Origin of the sequence: Nocardia xishanensis NBRC 101358, from assembly GCF_001613365.1 — a bacterium.
Lineage (GTDB): Bacteria > Actinomycetota > Actinomycetes > Mycobacteriales > Mycobacteriaceae > Nocardia > Nocardia xishanensis.
On the sequence record NZ_BDCF01000006.1, the window covers coordinates 249,369 to 256,413 of the forward strand.

At 68.2% G+C, this 7,045-nt stretch carries 6 protein-coding genes; 4 read left to right on the forward strand and 2 right to left on the reverse strand.

Going from position 1 to position 7,045, the window contains the following annotated elements:
- Positions 1–47 precede the first annotated feature (47 nt).
- The 4 genes from NX1_RS07580 (at position 48) to purM (ending at position 5,410) form a co-directional block, all read left to right on the forward strand.
- Positions 48–1,058, forward strand: a complete 1,011-nt coding sequence (locus NX1_RS07580) for an ABC transporter permease (protein WP_245668380.1) — start codon at positions 48–50, stop codon at positions 1,056–1,058.
- Entirely contained in the window at positions 1,058–2,161 is a 1,104-nt protein-coding gene (locus NX1_RS07585; protein ID WP_084501169.1) for an ABC transporter permease, read from the forward strand. Before NX1_RS07580 ends, NX1_RS07585 begins: the two co-directional genes overlap by 1 nt.
- On the forward strand, positions 2,154–4,133 hold the full coding sequence (locus NX1_RS07590; protein WP_084501171.1) for a dipeptide ABC transporter ATP-binding protein: 1,980 nt from the start codon (positions 2,154–2,156) through the stop codon (positions 4,131–4,133). The genes NX1_RS07585 and NX1_RS07590 overlap by 8 nt, the downstream gene beginning before the upstream one ends.
- Positions 4,134–4,333: 200 nt before the next feature.
- Positions 4,334–5,410: a phosphoribosylformylglycinamidine cyclo-ligase gene (purM, locus tag NX1_RS07595; protein ID WP_068055882.1), complete on the forward strand. Its 1,077-nt coding sequence runs from the start codon at positions 4,334–4,336 to the stop codon at positions 5,408–5,410.
- Between the two features lie 292 nt (positions 5,411–5,702).
- Here the strand turns inward: purM and NX1_RS07600 are convergent, their stop codons facing one another.
- On the reverse strand, positions 5,703–5,915 hold the full coding sequence (locus NX1_RS07600; protein WP_068055885.1) for a DUF3073 domain-containing protein: 213 nt from the start codon (positions 5,913–5,915) through the stop codon (positions 5,703–5,705).
- A gap of 175 nt (positions 5,916–6,090) precedes the next feature.
- Positions 6,091–7,041 (reverse strand): asparaginase, encoded by a 951-nt coding sequence (locus tag NX1_RS07605; protein WP_068055886.1) that lies wholly within the window; start codon positions 7,039–7,041, stop codon positions 6,091–6,093.
- Between the last annotated feature and the right edge of the window lie 4 nt (positions 7,042–7,045).

Sequence of the window (7,045 nt, forward strand, 5' to 3'; positions counted from 1 at the left end):
GGCGGTTCGCGCTGCCGCGGGCGGGCGGGGATTCCCGCGGGCTCGCCCTGGCCAGGTATCTGGGGGTGCGGCTGCTGCTGATTCCGGTCACGGCCTGGATCTTGGTGACCGCGGTGTTCTTCTTGATGCGGGTGATCGGCGATCCCATCGAGGCTTCGTTGGGCGGGCGACTGCCACCGGACCAGATCGCGCAGCGACGGGAGGCGGCGGGCCTGAACCGGCCGATACTGGTGCAGTACTGGGAGTATCTCTCCGGCCTCGCGCGCGGTGATTTCGGGCAGACCCAGGATCACAGGATGGTCGCCGACATCATCGTCACCCGCGGGGCGGCGACCCTGGAGCTGGTCTGCTGGGCACTGATCGTCGCCTTCGCGATCGGCGTCCCGCTCGGCAGATACGCCGCGACGCACCGGGATTCGGCGCGCGACGCGACCCTGCGGCTGTTCGCCATCCTGGCCTACGCGGCGCCGGTGTTCTTCGTCGGGCTGCTGCTCAAGCTGTTGTTCGCGGTGCGGCTCGGCTGGCTTCCGGTCTCCGGACGGGCCAGCGCCGACGTGGAACTGCGGCTGCAGCACGTCTCGCCGAAGACCAACATCATGGTGGTCGACGCGATCCTCTACGGCGACAACGCCTATCTGATCGACGTGCTGAAGCACGCTGTGCTGCCCGCTTTCGCGCTCGGTTTGCTGACCGCGGGCGTGTTCCTGCGGCTGGTGCGGATCAACCTGATCCAGACCTTGCGCAGCGACTACGTCGACGCGGCGCGGGCGCGTGGCCTGTCCGCACGGGTGGTGACCGGCAGGCATGCCGTGCGCAACGCCATGATCCCGATCGTCACGGTGATGGGCATGTACATCGCCATGATGCTCGGCGGAGCGGTGCTCACCGAGATGACCTTCGAATGGAAGGGACTCGGCTTCGAGCTCGCCGAATATCTCAAGGCACGCGACTTCATGGCGGTGCAAGGCATCGTCGCGTTCATCGCGCTGGTCGTCGCGGTGATGAGCTTCGTGGTGGACGCCCTTGTCGCGCTGATCGATCCGAGGGTGAGGTTCTGATGACCGCTCCGGAACTGGTGGCCGAACCGGCACCCGTGGTCGCGCCGCGGCGGGGCGTGCCCGGCTTTCGGTTGTTCTCGATGACCGCGGGCATGCAGCGCGTCACGCTGATCGCCGGCCTGGTGTTGATCGCGGGATTCCTGTTCGTCGCGGTATTCGCGCCGCTGCTCGCGCCCTACGGGTTGGCGCAGACCGCCGAGAACGGCGTGAGTTTCGGCCAGTACCAACCACCTTCGGCGCAGCACTGGTTCGGCACCACCGTCGCGCAGGAAGACGTGTTCTCCAGGGTGCTCTACGGCGCGCGAACGGCGCTGTGGGTGATCGTGGTGTCGCTCGTGCTCTCGCTGTTCGTCGGTGTGCCGCTCGGTCTGGTGTCCGGGTACGTCGGCCGCTGGGTGGACCGGGTGCTGGTGACCGTCATGGACGCGCTGTACGCGTTCCCGACACTGCTGCTGGCGATCGTGGTGTCCATCGTGGTGTCGGGCGGGGAGTCGAGCGGGTTCGGCGGCGTGCTCTCCGCCGCCGTGGCGATCACGACCATTTTCGTGCCGCAATACTTCCGGGTGGTGCGTAACGCCACCGTGGCGGTGAAGCAGGAGCCGTATGTGGATGCCGCGCGGGTCACCGGCGCGTCGACGGCGCGAATTCTGTTCCGGCACATCCTGGCCAACGTCACCCAGTCGCTGCCGGTGATCGTCACGCTCAACGGGGCGGAGGCGATCCTGACGCTGGCCGGGCTCGGGTTCCTCGGCTTCGGCATCGAGTCGACCCAGGCGGCGGAGTGGGGTTTCGACCTGAACAAGTCGCTTGCCGCGGTGTCCAACGGGATCTGGTGGACGGCGGTGTTTCCCGGCACCGCCATCGTGCTCGTCGTGCTGGGGATGACGCTCGTCGGGGAGAGCCTGAACGAGGTGCTCAACCCATTGCTGCGCACCCGGCGCACCGCGGCGCCGGTGGCGGTGGGCAGTGATGTGGTGATCGGGGCGACCGGGGAAACGGAGATGCCGGTGCTCGGAGACGGCTCCGATGCCGAAACGGAGCCCGATGCGGAACCCGCTGCCCTGAAAGAAGATTCGAGGAGACTGGAGGGCGACCATGCCTGATGTGCGAGAAGAGCGGCGGCCCGCGCTGTCCATCGAGGCGCTGTCGGTCACCTTCGCCACCGACGCGGGCCCGGTGCACGCGGTGACCGATGTGTCCTACGAGGTGTTCCCCGGCGAGGTGCTCGCCATCGTGGGGGAGTCCGGGTCGGGCAAGTCGGTCAGTTCGCGCACCGCCATGGGACTGCTGCCGTCGACCGCGCGCGTGCGCGGAATGGTGACGCTCGGCGCGCAACGGATCACCGAGATGTCCGAACGCCAGCTCACCGCGCTGCGCGGCGGGGCGATCGCCATGGTGTTCCAGGAGCCGGGGCTGGCGCTCGACCCGCTGTTCACGGTGGGCTTCCAGATCGCCGAGGCGTTGCGGGCGCACACCGGCCTGTCGCGCAAGGCGGCCGCGGCGCGCGCGGTCGACCTGCTGCGGCTGGTCGGCCTGCCCGATCCCGAGCATCGAGTCGGCTACTACCCGCACCAACTCTCCGGCGGGCAGAAGCAGCGCGTGGTGATCGCCATCGCCATCGCCTGCGAACCCAAAGTGATCATCGCCGACGAGCCGACCACCGCACTCGACGTCACCGTGCAGGCCGAGATCCTGAATCTGCTGCGCGGTCTGCGCGACCGCCTCGGCAGCGCGATCGTCCTCATCACCCACAACATGGGCGTGGTGGCGGATCTCGCGGATCGGGTGGTGGTGATGCGTGAGGGCCGGGTCGTGGAACAGGCTCCGGTCGACGAACTCTTCACCGATCCGAAGGCGGACTACACCCGCGCGCTGCTCGCGGCGGTGCCGCATTTGGGTGCGCGGCGGGCGAAAAGTACTGAGGTGCATAGCGATACGCCGTCGGAATCGTCCGCGGAAGACGAGGCTGCCCAAGGCACAGGGATTGTGTCGGACCTTGGGGGTGCCGCAGTCGCTAGGAGTGCTGCGGGCGATGAGCCAGTTGCGGGTAGTGGGAGTACCGCGGGTGGTGGGGCCGTTGTCGGCGATGGAAGTGCCGCGGGCGATGGAGCTGTCGCGGGCGGCGTCGTGGGTGCAGGTGGTGAGGCGGAAGCAGCCGGGCCTGGTGCGTGTGTACCGGTGCTCGAGGTCTGCGATCTCGTGGTGGAGTTCCCCGGCCCCTTCGGCCGTCCGCGGTTCCGGGCGGTGGACGGGGTGAATCTGTCCATCGCGGCGGGGGAGACGGTGGGGCTGGTGGGGGAGTCGGGGTCGGGGAAGTCCACGATCGGCCGGTGCGTCGCGGCATTGCAGCGGCCTACTTCCGGCGTGGTGCGGGTGCGGGGCCAGGACATCGCGGGTCTCTCGCAGCGGCGGCTGCGCCCGATTCGGCGGCGGTTCGGGTTCGTGTTCCAGGACCCGGCCAGTTCGCTGAATCCCCGGATGACCGTGGGCGATTGTGTCGCCGAGCCGATGATCGTGCACAAGATCGGCACTCAGGCGATGATCCGTGCGCGGGTCCGCACGCTGCTCGACGACGTGCGCCTGCCCGTAGGCGTGGAAAGGCGCTACCCGCACGAACTGTCCGGCGGTCAACGCCAGCGGGCCAGCTTGGCGCGGGCGCTGGCACTCGACCCCGACCTGCTCGTCGCCGACGAACCGACGAGCGCGCTGGACGTCTCGGTGCAGGCCGCGGTGCTGGAACTGTTCGCCCAACTCCAGCGCGAGTGCGGCTGGGCATGCCTGTTCATCAGCCACGACCTGGCCGTCGTCGACCAACTCGCCGACCGCATCGTGGTGCTCCGCGACGGCGCGGTAGTCGAACAGGGCGACCGAGACGCGATCCTGCGATCCCCCCGCCAGGACTACACCCGGCGCTTGGTCGCAGCCGTCCCGGTCCCCGACCCGATCGAACAACGCAGACGCCGAGCCGAGTCCGCCGCACTGTTCGCCCCGGAACCGCCGAGCCGGCAACCAGACGCCGAAGCGTCCCATCACACCCCTTTTTCCCCGAGGACCGGGCACAATGATCAGCGGTGAACAGCAACGAAAACGCGACTACTGATCTCGCAAGTATCCGGGTAACTCGTCGGGCACGCCCAGAACTCGGCCAACCGACCAACCGCCGGTCCGGTGTCACAGTCTCGCGGCACTTACGACCGGCAAGAAACTCGGAGAGGCGGATGAGCTAGCGTGAGCAGGCATCTATCCGCCGATTCGGTTTGGAGCTTTCCCCGAAAATGACTGAACAGACCCCCACTGGTGGTGCCTCGTACGCCGCGGCAGGCGTGGACATCGAGGCAGGTGACCGCGCAGTCGAGTTGTTCGGGCCATTGGCGAAGAAGGCCACTCGTCCCGAGGTTCAGGGTGGGCTCGGCGGCTTCGCCGGTTTGTTCGCGCTCAAGGGCGGCTACCGTGAACCGCTGTTGGCCGCTTCCACCGACGGCGTCGGCACCAAGATCGCGGTCGCGCAGGCGTTGGACAAGCACGACACCGTCGGCCTCGATCTGGTCGCGATGGTCGTCGACGACCTCGTCGTCTGCGGCGCCGAGCCGCTTTTCCTGCAGGACTACATCGCCATCGGCAAGGTCGTCCCGGAGAAGGTCGCCGAGCTGGTGTCCGGCATCGCCGAGGGCTGTGTGCGTGCGGGTTGCGCGCTGCTCGGCGGCGAGACCGCGGAACACCCCGGTCTGATGGATCCCGACGACTACGATCTCTCCGCGACCGGTGTCGGCGTGGTCGAGGCCGACGCGGTGCTCGGCCCCGACCGGGTGCGTCCCGGCGACGTGGTGATCGCGATGGGTTCCTCCGGTCTGCACTCCAACGGCTACAGCCTGGCGCGCAAAGTGCTGCTCGACATCGACCGGATGTCGCTGACCGGGCACGTGGAGGAGTTCGGCCGCACCCTCGGCGAGGAGCTGCTCGAGCCGACCCGCATCTACGCCAAGGACTGCCTCGCGCTGGTCGCCGAGACCGATGTGCGCACCTTCTCCCACGTCACCGGCGGTGGACTCGCGGCGAACCTCGCGCGCGTCATCCCGGCGGGCATGGTGGCCGAGCTCGATCGCGGCACCTGGAATCCGGCGCCGGTGTTCAAGATGATCGCCCAGCGCGGCCGGGTGGAGCGGGCCGAGATGGAGAAGACGTTCAACATGGGCGTCGGCATGGTCGCGGTCGTCGCTCCGGAAGACGTCGATCGCGCCCTCGCGGTGCTCACCGCCCGGCACATCGAGTGCTGGACCCTCGGCACCGTGAAGAAGGCCAAGGAGTCCGACGCCGCCCGCGCCGTGCTGCTCGGCGAGCACCCGCGCTTCTGATAACTCCGTCGGCGGCCGATCGCTTCGGACGTTCGGCCGCCGGAGTGTTCTCGGGGCGAGTCCTCGGACAGTGCGTTCGCACCCGCGGCGCGGCGGAACAGCCCTCGAGCCGCGAGTCACCGGACGCGGCGGTCGGTGAATACTCGCTCACACGACATCAGCGTCCCGCACCATCGGATGCGGGACGCTGATCTCGTTGTATGGCAAGCCTCTAAGGCGATGTCCCTGCCCGGTGTCAACGTTCGAAGGGGGAGGCCCGGAAAGCCTCCCCCTTCGTCACGTTTTATCCGAGTCAGCGGCGCCAGTCGTCGTAGTCGTCGTCCTCGTCCCAACGGGATGAGGGCACGTCCGCGTCGTGCTCATCGGACAGCACACCGCCACTGCGTTGGGTGGTGGGGCTTCCCGAGAGCTCACGCTGAAGGCTCGCGAAGTCGGTCGGCGCTGAGCTGTACTTCAGCTCGCGTGCGACCTTGGTCTGCTTTGCCTTAGCCCGGCCACGGCCCATGGCTGACCCCCTCGCGTCACTGCGGGGCGGCCTGGGGTTTGTTGGCGGCCCCGTTCGAATTAATACTCTTCCTGACAGACACTTTAGCGTGTGTCCGGCGGTCGCGCTTCCAGGAGTAGGGGAAGTACTCCGGAACGGACCCCGTTTGCCCGGTTGTCGCCGTGTGTCCTGGCTCTTAGAGTACGCCGGGAATTGTCCGGATCACCCCGACTCGAGCGCCGCCGCCGAGCACCGGCTGGGCCGCGAGGTCGGTGTGCGCCTCGGTCCACTCGATGCCCATCCGTTGCAGAATCGCCAGCGTCAGGGGCATCCGCGCGCGGTCGTGACCGTCGTCGATCTTGTACGCGAAAGCCCTTCCATCGGGCAGCGCGCCCGCGTGCACCCCATCGGCGCCGATTTTGCACACCAGGCCGGGTGTCGCGCCCATGGCCAGCAAATCGGGTGCGTTCGTGCCCGAAATCACTCGCGGATTGGCGCGCATCGCGTCGGCGACCCGGCGCGGCGGCGTACCCGGCTCGGCGGTGGCCATGGTCGCGAAGGCGCGGGCCAGGTTGATCAGCGAGACCGGGACGATCGGCAGGCCGCAGCCGTCGATGCCGAGATCGGTCTCCGGCTCGCCCGTGATCTCGATGACGTTCGCGACACACGCCCGCTGCAAGGGGTGCGCCTCGTCGAGATAGCCCTCGGTCGACCAGCCGTTGATCGCGCAGGTCGCCAGCATCGCCGCGTGCTTGCCGGAGCAGTTCATATAGATCCGGCGCGGTTCTTCACGCATCAGCGCGGCGGCGCGGGCCCGCTCCTCGAAGGGCAGATCGGGTGGGCACCCGAGCGCCTTCTCGAGGAAGCCGAACCGCTCGAGCAGCCGCTCGACCAGGGCGACGTGATCGGGTTCGCCGAAGTGCGATGCGGTGGCGATGGCCAGCTCGGCGTCGTCGACCGGCTCGAAACCGTTGCGCAACAGCGTGATCGCCTGCATGGGTTTGTTGGTCGAGCGCGGGAAGATCGGCATGTGCACTTCGCCGAGCTGGTGCGTCGGCTCGCCGTCGGCGCCGAGGATCACCAGGGAACCGCGGTGCACGCATTCGCGGAATCCAGAGCGGACGACCTCGACCAGTTCGACACTCATGCCG

Excerpts from the sequence above, each read along its gene's own strand:
- NX1_RS07600 (WP_068055885.1), bottom strand. The coding sequence starts at position 5,915 with ATGGGCCGTGGCCGGGCTAAGGCAAAGCAGACCAAGGTCGCACGCGAG.
- NX1_RS07585 (WP_084501169.1), top strand. The coding sequence starts at position 1,058 with ATGACCGCTCCGGAACTGGTGGCCGAACCGGCACCCGTGGTCGCGCCG.
- NX1_RS07605 (WP_068055886.1), bottom strand. The coding sequence starts at position 7,041 with ATGAGTGTCGAACTGGTCGAGGTCGTCCGCTCTGGATTCCGCGAATGC.
- NX1_RS07590 (WP_084501171.1), top strand. The coding sequence starts at position 2,154 with ATGCCTGATGTGCGAGAAGAGCGGCGGCCCGCGCTGTCCATCGAGGCG.
- purM (WP_068055882.1), top strand. The coding sequence starts at position 4,334 with ATGACTGAACAGACCCCCACTGGTGGTGCCTCGTACGCCGCGGCAGGC.